At 70.5% G+C, this 24,811-nt stretch carries 26 protein-coding genes; 13 read left to right on the top strand and 13 right to left on the bottom strand.

All coding sequences use genetic code 11. The features are described from left to right. Positions 1-4 precede the first annotated feature (4 nt). From ACFW9O_RS31710 to ACFW9O_RS31700, 3 genes are all read right to left on the bottom strand, one after another. Complete coding sequence (locus ACFW9O_RS31710) at positions 5-493, bottom strand: MarR family winged helix-turn-helix transcriptional regulator (protein WP_351166703.1); 489 nt, start codon at positions 491-493, stop codon at positions 5-7. 51 nt (positions 494-544) lie between these two features. Continuing rightward, the gene (locus ACFW9O_RS31705; protein ID WP_384614119.1) at positions 545-895 is read right to left on the bottom strand and encodes a deoxyxylulose-5-phosphate synthase; all 351 of its coding nucleotides are present in this window, start codon (positions 893-895) and stop codon (positions 545-547) included. A 70-nt stretch (positions 896-965) separates the two neighbouring features. After that, entirely contained in the window at positions 966-1,313 is a 348-nt protein-coding gene (locus ACFW9O_RS31700) for a hypothetical protein (protein ID WP_384614117.1), read from the bottom strand. A 115-nt stretch (positions 1,314-1,428) separates the two neighbouring features. On the opposite strand from ACFW9O_RS31700, the gene ACFW9O_RS31695 reads away from it, so the two are divergent. The 5 genes from ACFW9O_RS31695 to rox all read left to right on the top strand — a co-directional run bounded on the left by ACFW9O_RS31695 (position 1,429) and on the right by rox (position 7,141). Next, positions 1,429-1,851 (top strand): helix-turn-helix transcriptional regulator, encoded by a 423-nt coding sequence (locus ACFW9O_RS31695; protein WP_351166709.1) that lies wholly within the window; start codon positions 1,429-1,431, stop codon positions 1,849-1,851. Positions 1,852-1,861: 10 nt separating this feature from the next. After that, positions 1,862-2,278, top strand: a complete 417-nt coding sequence (locus tag ACFW9O_RS31690; protein ID WP_351166711.1) for a VOC family protein — start codon at positions 1,862-1,864, stop codon at positions 2,276-2,278. Positions 2,279-2,416: 138 nt separating this feature from the next. Then, positions 2,417-4,804, top strand: a complete 2,388-nt coding sequence (locus ACFW9O_RS31685; protein ID WP_384614115.1) for an ATP-binding cassette domain-containing protein — start codon at positions 2,417-2,419, stop codon at positions 4,802-4,804. 99 nt (positions 4,805-4,903) lie between these two features. Further along, positions 4,904-5,413, top strand: a complete 510-nt coding sequence (locus tag ACFW9O_RS31680; protein ID WP_384614114.1) for a DinB family protein — start codon at positions 4,904-4,906, stop codon at positions 5,411-5,413. Positions 5,414-5,710: 297 nt separating this feature from the next. Then, on the top strand, positions 5,711-7,141 hold the full coding sequence (rox, locus tag ACFW9O_RS31675) for a rifampin monooxygenase (protein ID WP_384614112.1): 1,431 nt from the start codon (positions 5,711-5,713) through the stop codon (positions 7,139-7,141). 36 nt (positions 7,142-7,177) lie between these two features. On the opposite strand, the gene ACFW9O_RS31670 is transcribed toward rox, so the two are convergent. The 4 genes from ACFW9O_RS31670 to ACFW9O_RS31655 all read right to left on the bottom strand — a co-directional run bounded on the left by ACFW9O_RS31670 (position 7,178) and on the right by ACFW9O_RS31655 (position 11,325). Further along, the gene (locus tag ACFW9O_RS31670) at positions 7,178-7,639 is read right to left on the bottom strand and encodes an NUDIX hydrolase (protein ID WP_384614110.1); all 462 of its coding nucleotides are present in this window, start codon (positions 7,637-7,639) and stop codon (positions 7,178-7,180) included. 74 nt (positions 7,640-7,713) lie between these two features. Continuing rightward, the gene (locus ACFW9O_RS31665; protein WP_384614108.1) at positions 7,714-9,696 is read right to left on the bottom strand and encodes a hypothetical protein; all 1,983 of its coding nucleotides are present in this window, start codon (positions 9,694-9,696) and stop codon (positions 7,714-7,716) included. Between the two features lie 85 nt (positions 9,697-9,781). Then, entirely contained in the window at positions 9,782-10,591 is an 810-nt protein-coding gene (locus ACFW9O_RS31660) for a hypothetical protein (RefSeq protein WP_384614106.1), read from the bottom strand. Between the two features lie 41 nt (positions 10,592-10,632). Then, the gene (locus ACFW9O_RS31655; RefSeq protein WP_384614105.1) at positions 10,633-11,325 is read right to left on the bottom strand and encodes a TetR/AcrR family transcriptional regulator; all 693 of its coding nucleotides are present in this window, start codon (positions 11,323-11,325) and stop codon (positions 10,633-10,635) included. A gap of 58 nt (positions 11,326-11,383) precedes the next feature. On the opposite strand from ACFW9O_RS31655, the gene ACFW9O_RS31650 reads away from it, so the two are divergent. From ACFW9O_RS31650 to ACFW9O_RS31635, 4 genes are all read left to right on the top strand, one after another. Further along, complete coding sequence (locus ACFW9O_RS31650) at positions 11,384-12,508, top strand: FAD-dependent oxidoreductase (RefSeq protein WP_384614103.1); 1,125 nt, start codon at positions 11,384-11,386, stop codon at positions 12,506-12,508. A gap of 231 nt (positions 12,509-12,739) precedes the next feature. Next, entirely contained in the window at positions 12,740-13,249 is a 510-nt protein-coding gene (locus ACFW9O_RS31645) for a helix-turn-helix transcriptional regulator (protein WP_351166729.1), read from the top strand. 27 nt (positions 13,250-13,276) lie between these two features. Continuing rightward, a complete protein-coding gene (locus ACFW9O_RS31640; protein ID WP_384614102.1) occupies positions 13,277-13,906 on the top strand; it encodes a hypothetical protein in 630 nt (209 codons plus the stop codon). A 114-nt stretch (positions 13,907-14,020) separates the two neighbouring features. Next, on the top strand, positions 14,021-14,356 hold the full coding sequence (locus ACFW9O_RS31635) for a DUF2516 family protein (RefSeq protein ID WP_351166733.1): 336 nt from the start codon (positions 14,021-14,023) through the stop codon (positions 14,354-14,356). Here the strand turns inward: ACFW9O_RS31635 and ACFW9O_RS31630 are convergent. From ACFW9O_RS31630 to ACFW9O_RS31620, 3 genes are all read right to left on the bottom strand, one after another. Continuing rightward, positions 14,338-15,666 carry a PP2C family protein-serine/threonine phosphatase gene (locus tag ACFW9O_RS31630; protein WP_384614100.1) on the bottom strand — a complete coding sequence of 443 codons (1,329 nt, stop codon included), beginning with the start codon at positions 15,664-15,666 and terminating at the stop codon, positions 14,338-14,340. The genes ACFW9O_RS31635 and ACFW9O_RS31630 overlap by 19 nt on opposite strands. A gap of 245 nt (positions 15,667-15,911) precedes the next feature. Continuing rightward, positions 15,912-16,985 (bottom strand): NlpC/P60 family protein, encoded by a 1,074-nt coding sequence (locus ACFW9O_RS31625; RefSeq protein ID WP_384614098.1) that lies wholly within the window; start codon positions 16,983-16,985, stop codon positions 15,912-15,914. Between the two features lie 223 nt (positions 16,986-17,208). Further along, positions 17,209-17,994, bottom strand: a complete 786-nt coding sequence (locus tag ACFW9O_RS31620; RefSeq protein WP_384614096.1) for a class I SAM-dependent methyltransferase — start codon at positions 17,992-17,994, stop codon at positions 17,209-17,211. A 196-nt stretch (positions 17,995-18,190) separates the two neighbouring features. Between ACFW9O_RS31620 and mshA the strand changes: the two genes are divergently transcribed. The 3 genes from mshA to ACFW9O_RS31605 all read left to right on the top strand — a co-directional run bounded on the left by mshA (position 18,191) and on the right by ACFW9O_RS31605 (position 21,971). After that, the gene (gene mshA, locus ACFW9O_RS31615; RefSeq protein ID WP_351166755.1) at positions 18,191-19,543 is read left to right on the top strand and encodes a D-inositol-3-phosphate glycosyltransferase; all 1,353 of its coding nucleotides are present in this window, start codon (positions 18,191-18,193) and stop codon (positions 19,541-19,543) included. A 37-nt stretch (positions 19,544-19,580) separates the two neighbouring features. Then, positions 19,581-20,090 (top strand): YbjN domain-containing protein, encoded by a 510-nt coding sequence (locus tag ACFW9O_RS31610; RefSeq protein WP_384614094.1) that lies wholly within the window; start codon positions 19,581-19,583, stop codon positions 20,088-20,090. 120 nt (positions 20,091-20,210) lie between these two features. Then, a complete protein-coding gene (locus tag ACFW9O_RS31605) occupies positions 20,211-21,971 on the top strand; it encodes a glycosyl hydrolase family 28-related protein (RefSeq protein ID WP_384614092.1) in 1,761 nt (586 codons plus the stop codon). A gap of 24 nt (positions 21,972-21,995) precedes the next feature. On the opposite strand, the gene ACFW9O_RS31600 is transcribed toward ACFW9O_RS31605, so the two are convergent. The 3 genes from ACFW9O_RS31600 to ACFW9O_RS31590 are packed head-to-tail and all read right to left on the bottom strand — an operon-like array spanning position 21,996 to position 23,505. Continuing rightward, positions 21,996-23,000 carry a phosphotransferase family protein gene (locus ACFW9O_RS31600; protein ID WP_384614091.1) on the bottom strand — a complete coding sequence of 335 codons (1,005 nt, stop codon included), beginning with the start codon at positions 22,998-23,000 and terminating at the stop codon, positions 21,996-21,998. 17 nt (positions 23,001-23,017) lie between these two features. Then, a complete protein-coding gene (locus ACFW9O_RS31595; protein WP_351178227.1) occupies positions 23,018-23,260 on the bottom strand; it encodes a hypothetical protein in 243 nt (80 codons plus the stop codon). Further along, a complete protein-coding gene (locus ACFW9O_RS31590) occupies positions 23,257-23,505 on the bottom strand; it encodes a hypothetical protein (RefSeq protein WP_351178224.1) in 249 nt (82 codons plus the stop codon). Before ACFW9O_RS31590 ends, ACFW9O_RS31595 begins: the two co-directional genes overlap by 4 nt. A 233-nt stretch (positions 23,506-23,738) precedes the next feature. Between ACFW9O_RS31590 and ACFW9O_RS31585 the strand changes: the two genes are divergently transcribed. Beyond that, positions 23,739-24,683: a MerR family transcriptional regulator gene (locus ACFW9O_RS31585; RefSeq protein WP_384614089.1), complete on the top strand. Its 945-nt coding sequence runs from the start codon at positions 23,739-23,741 to the stop codon at positions 24,681-24,683. Positions 24,684-24,811 lie beyond the last annotated feature (128 nt).

Raw genomic sequence — 24,811 nt, 5'->3', positions numbered from 1 at the left:
GCCGTTAACTCTGGCCCTGCCGGGCGCGCCGGACCGGGCGGGGGTTCTCGACGGGGGTGGCCAGGTGTTCCTCGGCGAGCTGGTTCAGGGCCCGCAGCAGCACGTCGCGGTCGCTGTCGGGGAGTGTCGACAGGGCGTCCTTGTGCACCTGGTCGACGATCTGCTGGCTCCGCGCGGCGAGCCGGGCGCCTTCCTCGGTGACGGCGATGATCCGGGCCCGCCGGTCCCGGCTGGACGGCCGCCGCTCGGCGAGCCCCGCGCTCTCCAGGGCGTCCACGGTCACCACCATCGTGGTCTTGTCCATGTCGCCGATCTCGGCGAGCTGGATCTGGGTGCGCTCCCCCTCCAGGGCGTGGACCAGGACGCAGTGCATCCGTGCCGTCAGCCCGATCTCGGCGAGGGCGGCGGCCATGCGGGTCCGCAGGACATGGCTGGTGTGGTCGAGGAGGAAGGAGAGGTCGGGTGCGGTGCGGGCGGGCGTCATGGCGGTCATGTCAGCCAGCGTAACAATTCGTTCCGTGGCGGATCGTCCGGAAGAGACGCACTAAGACTTCCGCGGTCCCGGGCCAGGGATCGCCCCTCGGAGCAGGGCACGGGCGAACGGCTCTCCGCTCGCCTCCGCGTACGCCACCCGCTCCTTCACCTCGCGCAGGGTGCGCGGGCGGTATCCGGGGCCGCCGCAGCAGCTCTTGTGGAAACGGATCCCCGCGTTCAGGACTACCGACAGGGCACGCCACGCCGCGGTGTCCCGCCGTCGCGGCGGCGCGAAGGCGGACCCCACGTGGATCAGCGTCCCGGCGCAGCGCGGACAGACGCGCTCCCGGTCCGTGTCGTACGGCTGCTTGTACGAGGCCCGGCAGGGCAGGCAGACGTACGAGGTTTTCCCATGAGGCATGCGGGCAGCGTAGGGGTTCGGTCCGGCGCGTTCGAGTCGTTTTCCCACCGGCTCCACGACGGACCCCGGATCAACGGCCGCGCCACAGACGTCCGATGCGGCGACGGACGCCGCGCTGCGGGCGGCGGGGCCGCACCGGTGACGCCTTCGGGCCGGCCCCGCCCGGTCCCTCGTCGCGTCGGCGCCTCCACGGTTCGTCGGGCGACAGGAGCGGCACCTTGCGCTCCGCCTGCGCCTGGATCTCGTAGTGGGCGTCATGGGCGGTCACTCTGAACGCTTCGTCGTACGAGGCCATGGCGGCGCTGATCGCCGCGCCTGCGACACCGCGGCGACGGACACGGGATGCCAGCCACGTGAAGAAGCCCAGGACCGCTGCGAGTGCTCCCGCGAGAACCAGGAGCGGCATGACCTCACTCATGGGCGCACCCTATCCAGGACCTGGAACGGCGCCCGGGGATCGCCTGTCGGCAGAACATCGCCCAGGAGGGCCGATCACCGGGACGGAGCACATCCACCGTGCCATGCTGGTGAGCATGACCCCCCTGGAGGACCTGGTGCGGCTGCGCCGCGTCCGGGACATGATGGATCGCGACTACGCGCAGCCGCTGGACGTTCCGGCACTGGCCAACGTCGCCCTCATGTCGTCCGGACACTTCTCCCGCAGCTTCCGTGCCGCTTTCGGGGAGACGCCCTACAGCTACCTGATGACCCGCCGTGTCGAGCGGGCCAAGGCGCTGCTGCGGCGGGGCGATCTCAGCGTCACGGACGTCTGCTTCGCGGTCGGATGTACCTCGCTGGGGTCGTTCAGCTCGCGCTTCACCGAGCTGGTCGGCGAGAGCCCCAGTGCCTACAGGGCCCGCCCTCACGAGGCAGGCGCCGCGATCCCGGCGTGCGTCGCCAAGATCATCACGAGACCGGTCAGGAACGGAGAAGCGAATCCCGCCGTCGACTCGTAGCGTCGAAGCCATGAACATCAACCTCTCGCAGTGCTTCATCGCAGTCGACGACCACGACAAGGCGCTCGCCTTCTACCGCGACGCCCTCGGCCTGGAGGTACGCAAGGACGTGGCCTTCGAGGGAATGCGCTGGGTGACCGTCGGCTCGCCCACGCAGCCCGGCGTGGAGATCGTCCTCGAGCCGCCGCTCGCCGACCCCAACGCCTCGGAGGCCGACAAGCAGGCGATGGCCGAGCTGCTGGCCAAGGGCAACCTGCGCGGCGTGATCTTCTCCACCGACGACTGCGACGCCACCTTCGAAAGCATCAGGACAGCAGGCGGGGAGGTGCTGCAGGAGCCGATCGACCAGCCGTACGGCGTCCGCGACTGCGCCTTCCGCGACCCGGCCGGGAACATGATCCGCTTCAGCCAGTCCCGCACGGCATGAGCGTCGCCGGACCGTTGCCGCGACAGTTCCCACGCATGTAGAACCGGACGTACGTGCTCGAAGCCGGTCGGATCGACCCGGGCGACACCGGCCGGGACCGCCCGGCGGCCCCGCCTCACAGATGGAGAGACGATAAGCATGGCCACGAAGAAGGACACGCGGTCGCCCGCGCCGCACGATGCCGACAGCCACGACCTGATCCGCGTGCACGGCGCGCGTGTGAACAACCTCCAGGACGTCAGCATCGAGATCCCGAAGCGTCGGTTGACGGTGTTCACCGGTGTCTCCGGATCGGGCAAGAGCTCCCTGGTGTTCGGCACGATCGCCGCGGAGTCGCAGCGGCTGATCAACGAGACGTACAGCACCTTCGTGCAGGGCTTCATGCCCACCCTCGCGCGGCCCGACGTCGACGTACTCGACGGACTGACGACCGCGATCAGCGTCGACCAGCAGCGGATGGGGTCCGACCCGCGTTCCACGGTGGGCACCGCCACCGACGCCAACGCGATGCTGCGCATCCTCTTCAGCCGCCTCGGGAAGCCGCACATCGGCTCGGCCAAGGCGTTCTCCTTCAACGTCGCCTCGATCAGCGGCGCGGGCGCGGTCACGGTGCAGCGCGCCGGGCAGACCGTGAAGGAGCGGCGCAGTTTCAGCATCACCGGCGGCATGTGCGCGCGCTGCGAGGGCCGGGGCAAGGTCTCCGACATCGACCTCTCCCAGCTGTACGACGACTCCAAGTCGCTCGCGGAGGGCGCGTTCACCATCCCCGGCTGGAAGTCGGACAGCCAGTGGACCGTGGGGCTCTACGCCCAGTCGGGCTTCCTCGACCCGCACAAGCCGATCCGCAGGTTCACCAAGAAGGAGATGCAGGACTTCCTCTACCGGGAGCCGGTCAAGGTCAAGGTCAACGGCATCAACCTCACCTACGAGGGGCTGATCCCCAAGATCCAGAAGTCGTTCCTGTCCAAGGACAAGGAGGCGATGCAGCCGCACATCAGGGCGTTCGTGGAGCGCGCGGTCACCTTCAGCAGCTGCCCCGAGTGCGACGGCACCCGCCTCAACGAGGGCGCCCGCTCGTCGAAGATCAAGCGGAAGAGCATCGCCGACGCCTGCGCCATGGAGATCAGGGACCTGGCCGACTGGGTCCGCGGCATCGAGGAGCCGTCGGTGGCGCCGCTGCTCCTCGCGCTGCGGCAGACCCTCGACTCGTTCGTGGAGATCGGCCTCGGCTACCTCTCGCTCGACCGGCCGGCGGGCACGCTGTCCGGTGGCGAGGCGCAGCGCGTGAAGATGATCCGTCACCTCGGCTCCTCGCTCACGGACATCACGTACGTCTTCGACGAGCCGACGATCGGGCTGCACCCGCACGACATCCAGCGGATGAACGGCCTGCTCCTGCAGCTGCGCGACAAGGGCAACACCGTGCTCGTGGTCGAGCACAAGCCGGAGGCCATCGCGATCGCCGACCACGTCGTCGACCTCGGTCCCGGCGCGGGTACGGCGGGCGGCACCGTCTGTTACGAGGGCAGCCTCGAAGGGCTGCGGTCCAGTGGCACCGTCACCGGCCGCCATCTCGACGACCGGGCCTCCGTGAAGGAGACGGTGCGCAAGCCCACCGGTGCCCTGAAGATCCGCGGCGCGAAGGCGAACAACCTGCGGAACGTGAACGTCGACATCCCGCTCGGCGTGCTCACCGTCATCACGGGCGTCGCCGGTTCCGGCAAGAGCTCGCTCGTCCACGGCTCGATCCCGGCCGACGAGGGCGTGGTGGCGGTCGACCAGGCCCCGATCAAGGGCTCCAGGCGCAGCAACCCGGCGACGTACACCGGACTGCTCGAACCGATCCGCAAGGCGTTCGCCAAGGAGAACGGTGTGAAGCCGGCGCTGTTCAGCGCCAACTCCGAGGGTGCCTGCCCCACGTGCAACGGCGCCGGCGTCATCTACACGGACCTGGCGATGATGGCCGGCGTGGCCACCACCTGCGAGGACTGCGAGGGCAAGCGGTTCGACGCCTCGGTGCTCGACTACCACCTCGGCGGCCGCGACATCAGCGAGGTGCTCGCGATGTCGGTGACCGAGGCCGAGAAGTTCTTCGGTGCCGGGGAGGCCCGGACGCCGGCCGCGCACAGGATCCTGGAGCGGCTCGCCGATGTCGGTCTCGGCTACCTCACGCTCGGCCAGCCGCTCACCACTCTGTCCGGCGGCGAGCGGCAGCGGCTCAAGCTGGCCACGCACATGGGCGACAAGGGCGGCGTCTACGTCCTCGACGAGCCGACCACGGGTCTGCACCTCGCCGACGTCGAGCAGTTGCTCGGTCTGCTGGACCGGCTGGTCGACTCCGGCAAGTCGGTGATCGTCATCGAGCACCACCAGGCCGTCATGGCGCACGCCGACTGGATCATCGACCTCGGCCCGGGCGCGGGCCACGACGGCGGCAAGATCGTCTTCGAGGGCACGCCGGCCGACCTCGTCGCCGACGGTTCCACTCTCACCGGCGAGCACCTCGCGGAGTACGTGGGCGCCTGACCGGTCCTCGCGAGTGCCCCTGTCGAGGGGGGTTGGGCGTCAAGGGCCTTGAGCATGGGTGGGGTTGGCAATGCCGGCCCCACCTCCTAGTTTGGGCCGATGACGGAACCTGATGTGCTGGCCGTGGTGCGATCCGCGGGCGGTGGCGGTGAACGCGAGGTGCTGGAGACCTTTCTGGACTTCCAGCGAGGTGTGGTGCGGCGCAAGGCCGCGGGTCTCTCCGACGAGCAGGCCCGGCGGACGCCGGTCCCCTCGGGGACGACGATCGCCGGGCTGCTCAAGCACCTGGCGATCGTCGAGCGCAACTGGTTCGAGCGGATCCTGACGCAGCAGCCGTCGGATCTGCCCGCCCCCGGCCCCGACGTCTCGTTCACGGTCGGGGAGGACGAGACCGTCGAGGACCTGCTCGCGGCGTACGTCGCGGCCTGTGCCCGGTCGCGTGAGCACGCCGCGAAGTTCGAGCTCGATCACCGGGTGCCGCAGGAGGAGCTCGGGCAGGTGTCGCTCCGCTGGGTCTACGTACACATGATCGAGGAGACCGCCCGGCACGCCGGGCACGCCGACATTCTCAGGGAGCTCACGGACGGCTCGACCGGCGTTGTCGGCTGACGACCGGCCCGTCGCGCGGCCGAGGCGCTGAACCAGGGACGGGTTCAACGCGGCGCCACCGCACCGGGATTACCTGCCGTGCAGCCGGACCCGCAGAGGACCGACCGGTTCGAAACCGTGGCGTACGGCGGCCGCCAGATTGTCTGCCGTCGTCCGCCCCGCGATGGCAAAAAGAAAAGGCAAGGAGGTTTCCCACTCCTTGCCACTCTCAAGATATAGCGCACATGGGGGCTTGCGGCAAGGCCCTGTCGGTACCTCAGAATGCCGAAATCCAATGTCGTTGAAATGGGCGTTCTGATGATTGACGTGATCGTGGTCGGCGGCGGGCCCACCGGTCTGATGCTGGCCGCCGAGTTGCGGCTGCACGACGTGCACGTGGTCGTGCTGGAGAAGCTGCCCGCGCAGACCGAGCAGTCACGCGGGCAGGGCCTGCACGCGCGCAGCGTCGAGGTGATGGACCAGCGCGGCCTGCTGGACCGGTTCCTCGCGGTCAGTGAGAAGTTCCAGGTCGGCGGCCTTTTCGGCGGCATCGTGAAGCCGTGGCCGGACCGGCTGGACACGGCTCACCCGTACGGCGTCGCCACCCCTCAGCCGGTCACCGAGCGGCTGCTCAACGAGCATGCCCTCGACGTCGGCACGGACCTCCGGCGCGGCTGCGAAGTGATCGGGCTGAGTCAGGACGAGCACGGGGTGACCGTCGAGCTGGCGGACGGCACGCGGCTGCGCTCGCGCTACCTCGTCGGATGCGACGGCGGCCGCAGTGCGGTGCGCAAGCTGCTCGGCGTCGGCTTCCCCGGCGAGCCCGCCAAGGTCGAGACGCTGCTCGGCGAGATGGAGGTGACCGACGACCGGGCGACGATCGAGGCCGCCGTCGCGGAAGTCCACAGGACGCAACTGCGGTTCGGCGTCGCCCCACCCGATGAGAACGGGGTGTGCCGCGTCGTCGTACCCGCTGACGGGGTGGCCGAGGACCGTGGGACCGAGCCGACCCTCGACGACTTCAAGAAGCAGCTGCGGGCGTTCGCAGGCACCGACTTCGGCGTGCACTCGCCGCGCTGGCTGTCCCGGTTCGGCGACGCCACCCGGCAGGCCGAGCGTTACCGGGTCGGCCGGGTGCTGCTCGCGGGCGACGCGGCGCACATCCACCCGCCGACCGGCGGGCAGGGGCTCAACCTCGGCGTGCAGGACGCCTTCAACCTCGGCTGGAAGCTGGCCGCCTCGGTCAACGGCTGGGCACCGGAAGGGCTGTTGGACACCTACGAGGCCGAACGGCACCCCGTGGGCGCCCGTGTGCTGGACAACACCCGCGCGCAGATCACGCTGCTGGGGAGCGATCCGGGTGCGACCGCGCTGCGGGAGCTGTTCGCGAAGTTGATGGACTTCGAGGAGGTGAACCGGTACGTGACCGGGATGATCGCCGCGGTGGACGTGACGTACGACTTCGGCGAGGGCCACGAACTGCTCGGCCGACGGATGCGCGACGTGGAGCTGAAGCAGGGCCGCCTGTACGAGCTGATGCACGCCGGCCGCGGGCTGCTGCTCGACCGGACCGGCAGCCTCTCGGTGGCGGGCTGGGCGGACCGGGTCGACCACGTCGTCGATGCCGGCGAGGAACTGGACGTGCCGGCGGTGCTGCTGCGGCCGGACGGCCACGTGGCGTGGGTCGGTGACGATCAGGAGGAGCTGCTCAGCCGTCTGCCGAAGTGGTTCGGCGCCGCCGCCGGTTGAGCGCGGGTCCCTCCCGGGCCGACGCCGGCGGTGGCCTCAGTTCCGGATCAGGCCGCCTGTCCGGACGGAAGCGACATGGCCCGTCGCCGGCAGGGTCTGCGCCAGGGCGATGCCGATGTCGACCAGCGAGGACCGGTACAGGCCGGCGACGTCGGGAAGCGGCGTCCACACCGATTCGGTCGTCTCGCCGTTCGGCTCGGGCCGGAGCCGGCCGCCGGTGATGCGGACCTGGTAGAAGATGCCGACGTTCTGGTGGTCCGTTCCGACGGGGTCGGTGCGTTCGGCGGACGGGATCACCCTTGAGTCCACGCCGAGCAGGCGTTCGGCCACCGCGTCGCAGCCGGTCTCCTCGGCGACCTCCCGGATGACCGCGTCGAAGGGATCCTCCCCGTGCTCGACCTTGCCGCCCGGAAGGGACCAGTTCCCTGAGAAGTGGTGGGCGAGCAGCACCCGTCCGTTCTCGATGCACACGGCGTACGCCGCAAGTCGGAAGCTCATACCCGCACTCTCCCACGCGGCCGCTGTGAGGAGTCTGCTCCTGCGCGGTGCGGGCCAGGTCCCGCATCCGCACCTCACGCGTACAGGCCGGATGCGCTGAACAGCGCCCTGACGGCGGTGCGGACGTTCTCGTCCTGGACGAAGCCTCGCCAGCCGCCGTTGGTGCGCAGCCGCTGGTCACGCGCGGGTACGTCGCGCAAGAGGTGTGCGGCAGGCCGGGCCGCCTGCCCGAGCTGGGCAAGGTGGTTCAGGGCGGGCAGCATGACGGGCAGGTAGGTGCCCTTGGTCAGATCCAGCACGGCCGTCGTGAGCACGGGGAGAGCCGTCTCGGTGTCGCCGGTCGCAGCCCACAGGGCGTGCGCTGCCTCGACGCGAGTCCAGGGGTCGGGGTCGGCTGTCAGCGCCCTGAGCCGGTCCGCACAGGGCGCGGCATGCGATCCGAGGCCGGCGAGCTTGCGCAGGGCAGGATGGCGGAATCTGCTCTCCTCAATGCTGCGGCCGAGTACGTCCAGGGCCGGTTCAGGTTCGCCGCCGACTCTCCAGTACGCCCACGCGGCGAGTTCCGCGTGCGGTCCGGCGTCACTCGTCCGGGAGAGAAGCAGGTCCCGTGCGTCGTTCTGCGCCGAGCCGATCCCTGCCAGGGCCTTCGCCGCCGCCACCCAGGTCCGGTCGTCCTCCAGCAGGCCGAGCAGCTGTGGAACCGCTGCCCCTGCCAAGGGCCCCCAGTCCGCGAGTCCCCCGCACAGCCGGTCGAGCAGGCGGTCATCCGTAGCGGTGTCGAGCCGGCTGCAGATTGACGGAAGGAGCCGGTCGGCGTGGTCCGGGAGGTAACCCAGCACCTCGTCGAGTGCGGGGAGGACGACATGGTGCAGGTCTGTGGTGGGGTAGTAGGCGGAAGCCGATGCGAAGCCGGAGCGTGCGCCGGCGATCAGTTCGATCAGGCCCGGCAGGCAGCGCGGATCGTTCATCCGGGCGAGGGCCCACAGGGCGGCCTCGCCGACGGTCTGTCGTTTACGTGTGGTTCGGGCGGCGGTGTCGGTGAGGAGTGTGGCGACCTCGTCAGCGTGGGCGACGGCCGCCGGGCCGAGGCAGGCCAGCAACTCGGCTGCCCGGAAGCGGGCTTCCGGGGCGGGATCGCCCAGTCGCGAGACGATACGTGGCAAGAGGACGTCGGTCGGTGAGTGCCACTGAGAGAGCAGCCTGCCGGCCTGGGCCAAGGCACTGATCCGCTGTTCGTCGTCGTGATGGTCTGCCAGCAGGCCGAGCGTGAACGTGGGGGCGGGGCCGGCTGTCAGCCCCGCGGCCCAGTGGTGGACGCCCAGTACTCCGGTCTGTACCGAGCTGGTGTGGCGCCACAGCTCGATGCTTGGGTCCCGGACCGCTTCGAGGATGAGATCGAGCCGTCGGGCAGGCAGGCCCGGGTCGTTCGGGGCAAGGGCGTGCACCGCTGCCAGCCGTATCTGAGCCTGTGGAGAGTCGAGCAGACCGCGGAGCAGGTCGAAGACCCTGGCCCCGTGCCTTCCGATCGGCGTCCGCAGGGACGCCTGGCCCAGCGAGAGGACCAGCTCAAGGCGGGTTGCCAGATCATCCTCCGCTTCCCAGCGCCGCAGCAGACCGGGCAGAACCAACTCGCCGGGACTGTCGCAGACACCGAGCACGTCGGCTGCGGCCCGCCGGATCTCCGGCTCGGGATCGTCCAGCAGGTCCAGCACCCGAGGCAGGGCCTGCGTCCACGCGGGCGCCCAGCCGGGGTCGAGGAACCGCGCTTCGACCCGACCGGCTTCCGCTGCCAGCATCGCCACCAGTTCCAGCAGCGCGCAGCGGCTCGGTACCTGCGGTGTCGCAGCCAGGCGGAGTACGAAGGGCAGTGCGGCCGGGGCGGCGGAACAGACCCATCCACCTTGATGGAAGAGCAGGTTGAGCAGCTCGGACGAGGCATCGTCTGCGTCGTCCGGATTCGGACCCTCGCATCGGCGGAGCAGGCCGGGTATGTCCTCGGCAGACCCGTAGTTGTGTTCCAGCCCAGCCCAGTCGACCGCATCCGTTTCCACCCACATGCGCGCGACCTTACTGGCCGGGCCACCCGCGAAGCTCGGTCGAGTTCGCGACGGCCTGTACGCGCGTGGCTCAGTCTCGTTGGGACTACCTGGCCCCGCTCCTTCGTGGCCACTGTGCCGAGGGTCCCGTGGGTGTTCCAGGGAGGCAAGGTTGCGTCGGACGCCTGAAGTGGGCGCACAACGAGCACCAGTCTTCGTCCCTCCACACGCCACCGGTCACCGCATGCCGTACTGACTCGACTGTGGCTGTCAGGTTTTCGGCCCGCTTGGCGAAGCAACGCGCGACCCAGATGTCTTCAGAGCCCCACCATGCGTGGAGCTTGAGATGGATAGCGGTCTCGTCGTTGCTCCACCATTTGTCGGCTGGTCCGGTCGCCTCGACGTCGAGCGCCGGGAAGTCCACCTCGGCGGCGGCCGGCTCCTGGCCGGGTTCGACAGCGATGCCCAAGGTGACATGGGGCCAGTCCCGGACCTGCGCCAACTGGGCGTGGGCCTCCAGACGCTGGGCGATGCTGCTGTTGATGATCCTGGGCTGCCCGGCAAGCGTCATGACGGTGCGCTCGTCGAGGAGGACGTCCACAGGCCATGTCTGGTCACCATCGAGGATGCCGGGGAAGGACCAGCCATCAATGCCGGGGTAGACGGTGGCCTCGCCGTGCAGGCCGTGTTCCATTCCGTTGGAGCCGAGGAGCGGGTACCACAGGCCCCCATAGCGTTCCTCGAAACGCGTCATCGCCTCGATGGCCTCGCCGGGCACCGGTGCCTCGCTCCCGTCGGCAGCTTCCACACACGCCAGGTCACGGATCTGATCGGTGGACATCGCCTGGCCGCGCCTTGCCCGTGTCAGCAGGGCCAGGACACGGGGCGACAAGCAGGGGTCATCGAGGATGTGCACGTCAACACGCTAGCTGTCCGATCGTCGGCAAGAGTTGAGCATCACGCATGCGGCCGGGCGAGTTTGGTGGCCACGGCGTCGAGGACCCAGTCCAGGCCGGTTGCGAAGGATGTCTCGGCGTCCACGTCCGCGGCGTCGTGGACGACGTTGGCCAGTGCCGGGAATCGGCCGGTGGCCAGCATGCTCGTCATGTGGGGGCCGTGGGCGCGCTGCCAGTCGTGCTTGGACAGGCCCGTGGCGTGCTCGGCCCGCAGGTGCGCGGTCTCGCGCCTGATCGCGCCGATGTAGTAGGCGCTTACCGTCTCCACGGCGCGCATGACGGTGTCGACGTCGGCGAGGCTGTCGAAGGCGGACAGCGTGGCCTCGGCCACGGCGAGGCCGTTCGGACCCATGGCCGGGCGACCGCCGAGCAGGTCGGCCAGCCATGCGTGGCGGAGAGCGGCCTTCCTGGTGCGCTGGGCGAGGACGCGCAGCGCCTCACGCCAGTCACCGGGCTGTTCCTCGGGGAGGATCTCGGCCTGGACCTCATCCACCATGAGGTCGAACAGCTCCTCCTTGCTGGAGATGTATCTGTACAGCCGCATAGGGCCCGCGTCCAGGCGGGCGGCCACCTTGCGTACCGACACCGCCTCCAGCCCGCCCTCGTCGGCCAGAGCGATGGCGGCGGCGACGATCCGCTCCCGGTCGAGCGGCACGGGTTGAGTCGGCGGCTCGGGCCGGTCCCAGACAGTCATGGTCACACCGTACGCAACCGTTGCGATGCAACGTAACGAGGAAATACAGTGTATCGGCATGAGACACCGCATCGCAGTGGTCGGGAGCGGTCCTGCCGGCCTTACCTTTGCCCGCGTCCTGCACCGCCATGGTCACCTCGTCACTGTCCTCGAACGCGACCCCGCCCCCGACGCCCGCCCTCCGGGCGGCACCCTGGACCTGCACGAAGGGCTGGGCCAACTCGCGCTGAAAAAGGCGGGGTTGCTGGCGGAGTTCCAGGCGCTGTCCCGTCCCGAGGGGCAGGCCATGCGCATCCTGGGCACGGGCGGGACCGTCCTGCGCGACTGGCGACCCTGTCCGGACGACCGGGCCCATCCCGAGATCGACCGGGGGCAACTCCGTGATCTGCTGCTCGGTCCCCTCGACGTCCGGTGGGGCCAGGACGTGACGCAGGTGGTGCCAGGGACCCGGGACGGCGTACTGGTCCATGGCGCGGACGGGTGGCAGGAAACGTTCGACCTGGTGATCGGAGCGGACGGCGCCTGGTCCCGGGTCCGCCCGGCGGTCTCGTCGGCGACGCCGCACTATTCCGGCGTCACCTATGTCGAGACCTCCCTCGACGACGTCGACACCCGTCATCCCGACCTCGCCCGGCTGGTCGGCGACGGTTCCGTGGCGGTGTACGGCGTGAACCGGGCTCTCGTCGCCCAGCGCAACAGCGGCGGCCACGTCAAGGTGTACGCCCAGTTCCGTGCGCCGCTGGACTGGCACGCGAACGTGGACCTGGCCGACGTCGAGGCCGTTCGATCGGGGCTGCTGGCCCTGTTCGACGGATGGGCCGCTCCCGTTCTCGACCTCCTTCGCCCCGGCACCGCTTTCGTCCACCGCCCTCACTACGTTCTGCCCGTGTCCCACACCTGGACCCACGTCCCCGGGGTGACGCTCCTGGGCGACGCCGCCCATCTGATGCCTCCGTTGGGAGCGGGCGCGAACCTCGCGATGCTGGAGGGCGCCGAACTCGCCGAGTCCATCGCCGGCGCAACCAGCCCTGGGGATCTGGATGAGGCCGTCCGCGCCTTCGAGAAACAGATGTGGGTACGGGCCGGCAGGTGGGCGAAGATCACGACGGCCGGTCTGGAACGCCTCGTGAGCCCGGACCCGGCGGAAGCCCTGGCCCTCTTCGACGAGGTCCAGCCGTCCTGAATGCCAAACGCGAGAGCACCGGCATCAGCAGCTCGCCGTGGCTTCACGAGGCCGTGGCTCCACGGGACAGCACGGCACCGCCGCAGCCCTTCCGGCAAACCACCGCTCACCGGGAACGGACACGGGGCACCCGCACGTGACGGAACTGTGCCCGCCCGGTCACACGTGGTCCCGAACACTTTTGCAAGCAGGCGCTTGCAATAGTTAGCAAGGGTGTTGCACTATCGAGTCATGGCATCACTCAACGTCGGCAATCTCGGCGAGTACCTGCGTGAGCAGCGGCGTACCGCGCAGCTCTCCCTGCGGCAGCTCGCCGACGCCGCCGGAGTGTCCAATCCGTATCTCAGCCAGATCGAACGCGGCCTGCGCAAGCCGAGTGCCGAGGTTCTGCAGCAGGTCGCCAAGGCCCTGCGGATCTCTGCCGAGACGCTCTATGTGCGGGCCGGGATCCTCGACGAGCGGGAGCGGGAGGAGTTGGAGACGCGAGCGGTCATATTGGCCGATCCGTCGATCAACGAGCGGCAGAAGAACGTACTGCTGCAGATCTACGACTCCTTCCGCAAGGAGAACGGTTTCGACGTCGTGCCCGACACCGGCGCCGAGGTACACGGTGCTGCGGATGCGGGGAGCAGAATCGATGCCGACGCGGAAAGCGGTGCCGGTGACGGAAACGGCGCCGGTACAGATGCCCGCGGCCCCCGCACGGCCGGCGGCAGTGACGCAGACACACCTCTGAACTGACTCTGATGATCCGGGAGGACCACAGTCATGGCCATCACCGATGACCTGCGCAAGACCTTCACCGACCGCACCCCCTTCTACTTCGCCGCCGGCACGGCCGACCTCGCCGTCGAGCAGGCGCGCAAGGTCCCGGCGCTGATCGAGCAGCTGCGGGCCGAGGCGCCCGAGCGGATCGAGGCCGTACGCAACACGGACCCCAAGGCAGTCCAGGAGAAGGTGGCCACGCAGGCCAAGGAGGCCCAGGCCACCGTTCAGGCGAAGGTGACCGAGGTCATCGGGGCGCTCGACACCGACCTGAAGAAGCTGGGCGAGAGTGCCCAGGACCTGGCTCTGCGGAGCGTGGGCGTGGCCGCCGAGTACGCGGTGCGTGCCCGGGAGACGTACGAGAAGGTCGCCGAGCGCGGCGAGAAGACCGTGCGGACGTGGCGCGGCGAGGCGGCCGAGGAGATCGTCGAGATCGCCGCCGTCGTCGAGGCGGAGCCGAAGTCGGTGCCGAAGCAGAAGTCCGAGGCGGCCGCCCCGCAGACGAAGCCGGCCCCTCCGGCCCCGAAGAAGGCCGCGCCGAAGCCCGCCGAGGCCAAGGCCGCGCCATTGAGGAAGCCCGCGCCCGTGCGCAAGCCCACGGCGAAGAAGACCACTCCGCCGTCCGCCAAGTAGCGGGAGCGGTTCCGGGGCTGCCGGGAACGGTCCGGGCACCTTTGGGGGTGGCCGGGTCGTTGTCCCGGTACCTTGGCCGCGAGGCGCTCATCCACTGACTAGGCGGTGCTCACCATGCTGCTCGAAGCATTCGGCTCGTTCCTTCAGATGCTCTACCTGGCCATGCTCGTCCTGGCCGTGGTCGCGCTGATCTTCGCCGCGACCGCGCGCGAGGACGCCTACCGGGCGGCGGACAAGCAGAAGAAGTCCTTCTGGCTGATCATCCTCGGTATCACCGTCTTCGTGAACCTGATCATCCCGATCCTCTTCCTGCAGATCGCGGGCGTGATCGCGTCCATCGTCTTCATGGTGGACGTCCGGCCGGCGATCAAGGCGGTGACGGGCGGCGGTGGTGGCCGCGGCGGTTCCAGCAGCGACGGACCGTACGGCCCCTACAACGGCGGGCGCTGAGCGCCCGCGGGTATGGCCGAGCCGGGGCGGGGGCGCACAGCGCTCCGGCCCCGTCCGCGTATCCGGGCCTCGTCGCGGTCGAGCAGCAGGACCGCCACGTCGTCGGTGAGCTCGCCGCCGTTCAGCTCCTGCACCTGGGTGACCGTTGCTTCCAGCAGCGCCTCGCTGCCGAGCCCCCGGTCGAGATGGCCGTTGACCATCGCGACCATGCCGTCCTGGCCGAGCCGTTGGGTTCCCCCGGCTCCGACACGCCCCTCGATCAGCCCGTCGGTGTACATCATCAGGCTCCAGGAGCCGCCCAGCTGCACCTGCCGCCGTGGCCAGCGGGCGTGCGGCAGCAGGCCGAGTGCCGGGCCGCCGTCCTCGTACGGGAGCAGGTGCGCCGCCCGTCCCTGGCGTGCGATCAGCGGTGCGGGGTGCCCGGCGAGGCAGAGACCCGCGCGCCGGCCGTCGGGCGCGATGTCGACGGTGCAGACCGTCGCGAAGATCTCCTCGCTCTGCCGTTCGTGCTCCAGGACCTGCTGCAGTGTGGAGAGCAGCTCGTCGCCGCAGAGCCCCGCCAGGGTCAGCGCCCGCCACGCGATGCGCAGCTCGACGCCGAGCGCCGCCTCGTCCGGGCCGTGCCCGCAGACGTCGCCGATCATCGCGTGGACCGTGCCGTCCGGGGTGCGGACCGTGTCGTAGAAGTCCCCGCCGAGCAGGGCGCGGCTGCGCCCCGGCCGGTAGAGGGCGGCGAAGCCCAGGTCGGATCCCTGGAGGAGGGGAGTGGGCAGCAGCCCGCGCTCCAGCCTGGCGTTCTCCTGGGCGCGCAGCCGGGATTCGGTCAGCTGGTGCTGGGCGGTGTCCGCGCGTTTGCGCTCCACCGCGTACCGGATGGCACGGCTGAGGAGGCGCCCGTCGAGCTCGCCGCGGAAGAGATAGTCCTGGGCGCCGACCCGTACGGCCTCGGCCGCCCGCTCCGCGTCGTTCTCCGCCGTGAGGGCGAGGACCGCGTGGCGCGGCGCGATGCGCAGGATGTGCTTGAGGGTGGCGAGCTCGTCCGGGTGCGCGGAGGCGTCGGCGCGTGCTCCGGTCGGCAGGGCCAGGTCGAGGTCGAGCAGGATGCAGTCGACGTCGTCGGTGAGGAGCCGTCCGGCCTCGGTGAGGTTGCGGGCGGTACGGACGCGAACCCGGGTCCCGGCGGCGGACGGCAGCTCGGGGACGGTGAAGGTGCCCGCAGGGTCGTCCTCGATCACCAGGAGGGTGAGGTCGGCGCCATGGGTGGTCTCCGCAGCGGGAACAGCACGCTGCTGCGGTACGGGTACGGGCATCGGTTCGGGTTTCCTTCCCTCCCCCCGAGGGCGCGGCGGGACGACGATCGACGACCCGCCAGACCGGGACGATAGCGGTCCGCGGCAGGGGAACGGAATGGCGTTCGAAGATCGGCCGCTGTCATATGCGCGGCCATAAGCCGCGTCCTGTCACGGATCCGGCGTGATGAGCGTGTGCGAAACGGACATGGGAGCCATGACAAACATCACGCGCCGCGGGGGGTGGGCGGCCTGCGCCCGGTCGGCTACTTGTCGGGGCGGACCACGCCGAGTATGGCCATGGAGCCGGCGCCGGTCAGCGTGACGTTGCGGCCGGGCCTCGGGGCGTGGACGATCGCGCCGTCGCCGACGTACATCCCGACGTGGCTGGCGTCGCTGTGGTAGATGATCAGGTCGCCGGGGCGCATGTCGCGGATGGCGATGCGCGGCAGCAGGCGCCACTGCTCCTGGGACGTCCGCGGGATCGGCCGCTTCGCCGCCGCCCAGGCCTGCGAGGTCAGCCCCGAGCAGTCGTACGAACCGGGGCCCTCGGCCCCCCACACGTACGGCTTGCCGATCTGCGCGGTCGCGAAGGCGATGGCCTGCCTGCCGCTCGCGCTCGCCTCGCGGTTGATGTCCTTCAGCGCGCCGGAGGAGAGCCAGGCGGCCTGCGCCGTGGAAGCCGCCTGCTGCTCGAGTTCGAGGAGCCGGGCCTGCTCCTTCTTCTCCAGCTGTGATTCGAGCTTCTTCGCCGCGGCGATCTGGGCGTTGATGCTCTTCTTGGCCTTGGCCTGCTTGACGCGGTTGGACTCGAGCTTCGTCCAGTTGATGCTCGCGTCCTGCGTGTACGTCTCCAAGTCCTCCTGCGTCCGCTTGAGTTGGGCGAGGACGCTCTTGGTCGCCTGCTGGCCCTGCCTGACCTGGTTCACGCCGTCGAGGAAGAGGCTCGGGTCGTTGCTGAGCACGAGCTGTGCGCCCGGCGGAAGTCCGCCGTTGCGGTACTGCTCGCGGGCCTGGGCGCCCGCTTGGCTCTTCAGGTCGGCGATCCGTGCCTGGCCGTCGGCGATCGCCTTGGCGAGCTTCACGATCTCGCTGGACTGCTCCTTCGTCTGCTCCTCGGCGAGGTTGTACGCGTCCGTGGCCGCCCCGGCCTTGCGGTACAGGGTGTCGATCTCCTCGCGTACCTCTTCGAGGGTCTTCTGCCCCTTGGCGGGGACCGTCACCGGGGCGGTGGGGGAGGGCTCGGGCACGGGTGCGGCCATGGCCTGGACCGGCGCGGCCAGTACAGCCAGCGCGCAGACCAGTGTGATCGCGGCAGCGGCACAGTGGCGTCGGTTCACGAGCTCCCCCTCCGGACAGAAAGCAGTAAAGGTACGGACCGCCGGATGGCGGACATCTGACTTACCGTCAGTAACGTTCTGGCAACGTCGCGATCGTGCCATGTCGTCCCGTAAAGCAACAGAGGCAGGCGCCAACCGCGGCGGACACCCGCCGATACTCACACGAACGGTGCCCCGTCCGGGTTCCCGAAGTGGCCGGACCGGATACTCCTTCGGGCTCCGTTCAGCGTGTGTTGGGCCTCAGGGCGGACCACCGCACCGTGATTTCACCTTGTCGCCACCGCCGTACCCCGTCCGTCAGCGGCCAGTCGGCGGAGACCGCCCGTGCCGCCGTGATCCAGCGCTGCCGCGCGCCCAGCGAGGCGTACGGGGCGGCGGCCGCCCACGCCCGGTCGAGGTCCCGCAGAAAGGCGTGGACCGGTTCGCCGGGCACATTGCGGTGGATCAGGGCCTTGGGGAGGCGTTCGGCGAGGTCCGAGGGGCGGTCCAGGGAGCCCAGGCGCGTCGCGAAGGTGACGGTGCGGGGACCCTCGGGGCCGAGGGCCACCCAGACGTGCCTGCGTCCGATCTCGTCGCAGGTGCCCTCGACGAGCAGTCCGTCCGGGGCGAGCCGTGCGCACAGCCGCTGCCAGACCGCGCCGACCTCCGCCTCGTCGTACTGGCGCAGCACGTTCGCCGCCCGGATGAGGGCGGGCCGGCCGGGCAGCGGGATCTCGAAGCCGCCGTGGACGAAGGTGAGGCCGTCGCGCTCGTACGGTTTCGCCGCGGCCACCCGTTCCGGGTCGATCTCGATGCCGACGACCGTGGTGCGCGGGTCGGCGGTGCGCAGCCGTTCCAGCAGCTCGACCGCGGTCCACGGGGCCGCGCCGTAGCCGAGGTCGACCGCGACGGGGGAATCGCTGCGGCGCAGGGCGGGGCCGTGGGTGGCGGCGATCCAGCGGTCCATGCGGCGCAGCCGGTTGGGGTTGGTGGTCCCGCGGGTCGCGGTGCCGATGGGGCGCTGGGGCATGACAGCGAGCGTATGCGAAGCCGCGGACGGGGCAGGCGGGGAGCTGTGGAGGGGCCGGGCGGGCCCGGGCCGCGCCGATCGCATGGCAATTATTTGGCAAAGTGGAAATGAAAGGCCTGGTTCCGCTGTTTTGCCTCTTGAAAGGGGCCGTGTGCCCCCGACGCGTGATGCCCTGAGCGAGGAGGAGCGGACCCACGTGAGCCAGTACGTCTCCCGGCTCGGCAACAGCCGTGTGGCACCCCGCATCCGCTTTCCCGGCGGTTTCTCCGGCGGCCACCGCAAGCCCCGGCGTGTCGCGATGCTCTCCGTGCACACCTCCCCGCTGCACCAGCCGGGCACCGGCGACGCGGGCGGCATGAACGTGTACATCGTGGAGCTGGCCAAGCGCCTGGCCGCGATCAACATCGAGGTCGAGATCTTCACCCGGGCCACCACGGGCGCCCTGCCCCCGTCGGTCGAACTGGCACCGGGCGTCCTGGTCCGGCACGTCGACGCGGGGCCGTACGAGGGCCTGGCCAAGGAGGAGCTGCCCGCTCAGCTCTGCGCCTTCACGCACGGCGTGATGCAGGCATGGGCCGGCCAGCGTCCCGGCCACTACGACCTCGTCCACTCGCACTACTGGCTCTCCGGCCAGGTCGGCTGGCTTGCCGCGCAGCGCTGGGGCGTTCCCCTCGTCCACGCCATGCACACCATGGCGAAGGTCAAGAACGCGGCGCTCGCCGAGGGTGACACCCCCGAGCCTGCCGCGCGCGTCATCGGCGAGACGCAGATCGTGCACGCCTCCGACCGGCTCATCGCGAACACGGCGGAGGAAGCGGACGAGCTCGTCCGCTTCTACGAGGCCGACCCGGCCGCGGTCGCCGTCGTCCACCCCGGGGTCAACCTGGACCGCTTCAGTCCCGCCGACGGCCGCGCCGCCGCGCGGGCCCGTCTCGGACTGCCGCAGGACGCCCTGGTCCCGCTCTTCGCCGGCCGTATCCAGCCGCTGAAGGCCCCCGACGTGCTGCTGCGCGCCGTCGCCGTACTCCTGGACCGTCAGCCTTCGCTGCGCTCCCGGATCGTCGTGCCGGTCGTCGGCGGCCCCAGCGGCAGCGGGCTGGCGAAGCCGGAGGGCCTGCAGAAGCTGGCGGCGCGCCTCGGCATCGCCGATGTCGTGCGCTTCCACCCGCCGGTCGGGCAGGACCAGCTCGCCGACTGGTTCCGGGCGGCGTCCGTGCTGGTCATGCCCTCGTACAGCGAGTCGTTCGGGCTCGTCGCCATAGAGGCCCAGGCCTCCGGTACGCCGGTGGTCGCGGCGGCGGTCGGCGGTCTGCCGGTGGCTGTACGGGACGGGGTGAGCGGCTTCCTGATCCCCGGCCACGACCCGGACGCGTACGCGCAGGCGCTGGGCCGGTTCGCCGAGAGCCCGGAGCTGGTCGGCCGGATGGGCGGGGCGGCCGCCGCGCACGCCCAGTCCTTCGGCTGGGACACGGCGGCCTCGGCCACCGCCGACGTGTACACGGCGGCGATGTACGAACACCGCCGCAGGGCGCGTACGCACCACGGCTGAGGTCTCGTGCGCGGTACCTCTGTCGTACGCTCGCACCATGGCTGACGTATCCGACGAAGCAGCAGTGGCGCAGGTCATCGAGGCGACGCTGAACGACGCGGAGCTCGAGTGGGAGAGCCCCGAGCCCGGCACCTTCGTCGTGAAGCTGCCCGGTACCCGGAAGCTGTCCACGACCTGCTCCCTGCGTGTCGGCAGGCACTCCCTCTCCCTCAACGCGTTCGTCGTCCGTCACCCGGACGAGAACGACGCGGCCGTGCACCGCTGGCTCCTGGAGCGCAATCTGCGCCTGTTCGGAGTGAGTTACGCGATCGACCCGCTCGGCGACGTCTACCTCGTCGGCAAGTTCCCGCTCTCGGTGGTCACGCCCGAGGAGCTCGACAGGCTGCTGGGAACCGTTCTCGAGGCGGCCGACGGCGCCTTCAACTCCCTCCTCGAACTGGGCTTCGCGAGCGCGATCCGCAAGGAGTACGCCTGGCGGGTCGAGCGGGGCGAATCCACCCGGAATCTTGACGCGTTCACCCATCTGACCCAGCGCCCGGCCAACTGACCTTCGACTCCCACGAATTCGGCGGCGCAGGCATCTTCCGCTGTGCTGTCGTGCCGTGGCATGCTCGCCGCCGACGCAGATATGAACATCGTTCATATACCTGAAAGGCGGTTCGGGCTCATGGGGAACCTCAGCAGACGCCGGCTGCTCGGCAGCGCCGTCGCCGTCACCGCAGCGGCCGCCACCGGGGCGCTCGGCGGCTCGGGCACGGCACGGGCCGAGAACAGGGCCGGCACGGCACGCACGGCGAGCGGCGCCGGTGCGGAAGGGGCGGGAGGGACGGCCGGCGCGGCAGGTTCCGGTGCCCGGACCCCGGGATCGTCGCCCCTGTGGCGGGAGTTCACCGCCGCCCCGTTCACCCACCCCCAGATCCCGTTCATCGGCCGCGCCGGCTACCGCTCGGGCTCCGCCCTCCCGCGCCGGGCCGCCCGTCCCTTCGTCGCGGACGTCCTGAAGTACGGGGCCAGGCCGGACGGTTCGGCCGACGCCGCCCCCGCAATCAACCGTGCCATCGCCGCTGCCGGAGAGCGTGGCGGTGGCACGGTGCTCATCCCGGCAGGGACCTACCGCATCGACGACATCATCCGTATCGGCCACAGCGACGTGGTGGTGCGCGGGGCGGGCAGCGGTGCGACGAAGCTGTACGCGACCAGGAACCTCACCGAGCTCATCGGCACCTACGGCAGCCGCTACGGCGGTGACAAGTCCAGCTGGTCCTGGGCCGGCGGCCTCATCTGGCTCTGCCCGGAAGCCCGCTGGACCTCGCTCACCGACGCGATCAGGGCGAAGGCCTGGCCCTTCGAGGGCTGGACCGGCAACAAGCGTGACGAGTGGCGGACCCTGGCCACCGTCGCCCCCGCCCGCCGCGGCGACCGGACGGTCACCGTCTCCTCCGCACGGCACCTGAAGCCCGGCCGGCTGGTCCTCCTGCGCCTCGCCGACGACGCCGGCCACACGCTGCTGCGGCACATGGCGGGCGACAGCGAGGGCGCCGCGTCGTACGTCTGGGACGACAAGACGAAGCTGACCTCGTACGTCCCCTACGAATGGCCGGTGCGCATCACCGCCGTACGCGGGCGGAAGGTCACCCTGGAGCGGCCCCTCCCGCTCGACGTGCGTCCCGAGTGGGACCCCCGCCTCACCACCCTCGCCACCCCGCTCAGCAACTCCGGTGTCGAGGGCCTCACCCTCGAAGCGGTCGAGACCCCGCAGGCGCCGCACCTGCTCGACAAGGGGTACAACGGCGTCGCCTTCCAGTGCGCCTACGACTGCTGGGCGGACGACATCACGGTCCGTCACGTCGACAACGGCTTCGGGCTGATCGGCGCGTCCGCCTGCACGTTGCGCCGCACGAAGGTCGCCGGCCGGGGCGCGCACCACCCGTACTACTGCCGTGAGGGCTCGCACGACAACCTGATCGAGGACTTCACCGTCGAGGAGCGCACGGTCCCGGCGCCCGTCGGCACCCAGCTCCACGGCATCAACGTCGAGGGTCTGTCCAGCTACAACGTCTGGTCGAACGGGCGGATGGAGATGGGTACGTTCGACTCGCACCGGGGCATGCCGTTCGCCAACGTCCGTACGGACATCACGGTCGACAACAACGGGCGCCACGGCGGCGACGCCAGCGCCGGCCCCCTCTTCGGCGCCCGGTTCACCCACTGGAACATCAGGGTGACCAACGGCCGCGCGGGCCTCATGCGTATCGACGGCCTCGCCCCGTACAGCGCGACGGTCGGCATCAGCGAGGTGACGGAGTTCGACCAGATCGACGTCCCCGACTTCACCGGCGACCTGCACACCCGCCTGGAGGCGTACGGGACTCCCGAGACCGTCCGCCCGCACAACCTGTACGAGGCCCAGCGCGCCCTGACCCGCTGAGGCCCCGCCGCCCCGGCGCCGCGCTCACTCCCGCGAGCGCGGCGCCGACTCCACCGTCTCCAGTGCCGCCACGAGCCGCGGCGCCACCTCCGTCCACGTCCACTCCAGCGCGTCCTCCGGGGCCTCCCGGGGGACCGTCTCGGTCAGCATGATCAGGTAGAGGTAGCTGCGGTAGAGGGCGATCCGCAGCCGTACGGACGCGGTGAACGCCACCGGACCGCCCGTCACGGACGCGTACCCGGCGAGGAAGTCCTTGTCCTCCTCCAGATCGCCGAGCAGGGCCGTCGAGACGAAATCGGCCACCGGATCGCCCCAGAACATCCGCTCGCCGTCGATGATCCCGCCGATGGACCGGGCACCCGGCTCCCCGGTCACCAGCACATTGCCCTGCCACAGATCGAAGTGGACCAGAGCCGGCACGGTCACCTCGTCCAGCACGGGCGAGGCGGCGTCCAGCACCGACCGGATCTCCGCCACCGGGCGCGGCAGCCTGGCCCCGTACTTCTCCGCGTCGGCGAGCACCGCACTCGTCATCGCCGTGAACGCCTCGCGCCAGGTGGGGGAGAGCGGCCCCAGCGCCCCGCCGGGATACCCGAACCCGGCCGGTCCCCGCACGGTGTGGAGACGGCCGACGATCCGCCCGAGCTCCGTGCGCAGCCGCTGCTCCTCACCGTCCACCAGGTCCTCGGCCACGTCGTTCCAGGGCCGTCCCGGACACGCCGTCATGACGACGTACGCGCCCGCCGGTGCCCCGGAGTCGAGCTCGCTGTGCACGACCTGCGGGATCCTGCCGCCGCCCACTGCCGCGGCGGCCTCGTAGAAGACGACCTCGTTGACCAGCAGGCGCTGTTCGTAGCTCATCCCGGTGGATCGGAGGGGCGGAACCTTCACCACCCAGTCCCGGCCGTCCCGGAGCGTGACGCGGGTGACGGTGTTGTACGTGCCGCCCGTGAGCGGCTCGCAGGAGGCGACGGAGCCCTCCGGGACCCCGACGGCTCCGAGTACGGCGGCAGTTGTGCCGGTCTGCATTGACGGATCTCCTCGGTTCACGGCAGGGGCACGAGTCTCACCACGGTGACCGTCAGCACGGATCCTGAGACGTAGTAGAGGACGATCGCCCCGTACACCGTCGCCTCGCGCCGGTCGTGTTCCCGTTTGACGGCGGACGACCCGTGACCGTACGGATCCTTGGCCAGGGTGCGTGCCATCTCGTCCCGGAAGAAGTCGCCGTCCCGCATCTTTGCCAGGGTGTCGTCGGCCGGCGGCGCGTAGGAGATGCGGAAACTCAAGCGACGCTCCGCCTCTCGGCCTCGTCCCGCGCCAGCCGTACCAGGATCCGCTCGGCCTCCGGATCGGGGACGGACTCCAGCATCCAGTGCCGCATGACGGCCTGGATCTCGTGGACACCGGCTCCGTTGATCGCGAGGTCGAACTCCTCGCGTCTGTCCTCGGGCAGCGCGGCGCGGATGGCGGGGATGCTGTTGGGCACCTCGACCTCGGCACCGCCGACGAAGGTCTTCAGAGACTCGCTCATGATCGCTCTCCCGATCTCCTTGCTCTCTGTGCACTGCCTACCCGTTCCGCGCTGCCTGAGCACCTCGGAACAGGCGGGCACGGGCGTCACGTTAGCCGGTGCGGCACGGGTTGGCGCCGGACCCCCTGCGTGCGGCCGGGGAGCTTGCACCCGAACCCCCGATCGGCGCCGTACTCCTCGAACCGCTCCTGCGGACTTGAGTCTCCAGTAGGGGGAGACGCGAACATGGGGGCATGGACGGCGACACGCTCCACTCGATCGGCGAACTCGCTCGGCGGACCGGTCTCACGGTCAAGACCATCCGGTTCTACTCCGATCGCGGCATCGTGGCGCCGACGGACCGTAGCCCGGCCGGCTACCGCCTCTACAACACCGACGCCGTCGCACGCCTGGACCTCGTGCGGACGCTGCGCGAGCTGGGGCTGGACCTTCCCACGATCCGCAAGGTCGTGGACCACGAACTCTCGCTCCCCGAGGTCGCCGCGGCGCACGCCGACGCACTGGCCGTGCAGATCCGCGTCCTGCGCCTGCGGCGCGCGGTGCTGACGGCGGTCGCCGAGCGCGGGTCCACACCTGAGGAGACGGAACTCATGCACCGACTTGCCCAGCTCTCCGAGGACGAACGCCGTCGACTGACCGGCGAATTCCTCGACGCCGTCTTCGGTGGTCCTGACGCGGCCCCCGTCTTCGCGGGGGCCATGCGCTCGATGACCCCCGAGCTGCCCGACAACCCGGAGCCGGAGCAGATCCAGGCATGGGTGGAGTTGGCTGAAATGTCCCTGGACCCGGAATTCCGCGCCGTGTTGCGGCGGATGACCGAGTACCAAGCAGCTGAGCAGGCCCGAGGCGGGACGGCGGGCCCGCGCCGCGACATCGTCGCCATCGTTCGTGACCAGGCCGGCCCGGCTCTGGCCGCCGGTATCGACCCGGCCTCGCCCCAGGCCGATCCGGTCGTCGCGGCGTTCGCGAAGCACTACGCGCACCTGGTCGCCCGCCCCGACGACGTCGAGCTTCGCCGCCGGCTGGCGGCTCGGCTGGAGAGCGTGAACGACCCCCGCAGGGAGCGGTACCTCCAGCTGCTTGCCGTGGTCAACGGCTGGCCGGCCCCGGAGAGTCTGGCTCCGGTGCTGGACTGGTCCGTACAGGCTCTGCGCGTCCGGACACAGCAAGGACGTTGAGGTCGCAGGACGCCATGGGCAGGCCGCGGGCCCCGGCGGTGACGGCTGCGACGCCGTTCTGCAGCGCATGACAGGGCCCCGGCCGCTGCGACCGGGGCAGCCGCCGGGCCGTGAGGGGGAGAGAGGCG

This window comes from Streptomyces sp. NPDC059499 (assembly GCF_042749285.1).
Classification (GTDB): domain Bacteria; phylum Actinomycetota; class Actinomycetes; order Streptomycetales; family Streptomycetaceae; genus Streptomyces.
Note: the sequence above shows the minus strand (reverse complement) of the source record. Positions and strands in the feature narration are given on the sequence as shown.